Here is a 1040-nt window from a genome sequence, read left to right as displayed (position 1 = left end):
GATTCAGGGTTCTTGGGATAACCCAGAGGTCATCCCACTCGATCAGAAGGGTCAACCGCTTGATGCAAAAACAATGGAAACGATTCGCACTAAGAATCTTTTGAAAGAGCAAACCAAACCTAGTACGCCAACTTCTGCACCCGCAAGCCCACCTGCAAATCAAAATATCCCCACCTAAACGCCAGGCTTAACAGATGAACTCACTAAGAAATGCCTCTGAACTCAATATGGCTTCGATACAAATGGTATCGACCCCTAGCCTCAGCGAGAACCTTGAGGTTGCTGAAGGCTTGATTAAAGCTGCCGCAGATTGCGGTGCTCAGATTGCCGTACTGCCAGAATATTTTTGCTTAATGGGCTTGAAAGATACAGATAAGGTAAACGCACGAGAAGCTGCTGGATCAGGTCCAATTCAAGAGCGCCTTGCAGCTATAGCCCAAGAAAATAATATTTATCTCGTGGCTGGCACTATTCCTCTTGAGGCGAAAGAGTCCAACAAAGTTCTCAACACCTCTCTAGTATTTGATCCCACGGGAAAGCAAATCGCTCGCTACGACAAAATCCACTTGTTTGGTTTTCAAACTGAAACAGAGCGTTACGAAGAATCAGAAACGATTGCAGCAGGTAGTCAGCCAGGTCAATTTGTCATCAGGATCAATGAAGTTGACTGGCACTTTGGATTGAGCATTTGTTATGACCTTCGTTTTCCAGAGCTATACCGCGCCCTCGGGCAAGTCGATTGTCACATCATCCCAGCTGCATTTACCTACACAACTGGTAAGGATCATTGGGAGATCCTCTTGCGCGCACGTGCTATTGAAAACCAGTGCTATGTACTATCGTCAGCTCAAGGCGGTGTACACCTAAATCAACGCCGAACCTGGGGTGAGAGCATGCTCATTGACCCTTGGGGCGAGATTCTGAGCAATCTTCCTGAAGGAGAAGGTTTTATTCAGGGCAAACTCAGCAAAGATAAATTAAAAGAGGTACGCTCTAAGCTACCGGCACTAAAACACCGCAAGCTTTAATACAGAAAGTTC

The 1040-nt window shown here is 46.2% G+C and carries 1 protein-coding gene; it reads left to right on the top strand.

Annotation, left to right across the window (positions count from 1 at the left end):
• Positions 1-194 precede the first annotated feature (194 nt).
• Complete coding sequence (locus B7X71_RS17685) at positions 195-1028, top strand: carbon-nitrogen hydrolase family protein (protein ID WP_293598648.1); 834 nt, start codon at positions 195-197, stop codon at positions 1026-1028.
• Positions 1029-1040 lie beyond the last annotated feature (12 nt).

Source organism: Polynucleobacter sp. 39-46-10 (assembly GCF_002282275.1).
This window is presented reverse-complemented; position numbering and strand designations above follow the sequence as displayed.

Bases quoted from the DNA above. Each gene is read 5' to 3' on its own strand.
- B7X71_RS17685 (WP_293598648.1), top strand. From the start codon at position 195: ATGAACTCACTAAGAAATGCCTCTGAACTCAATATGGCTTCGATACAA.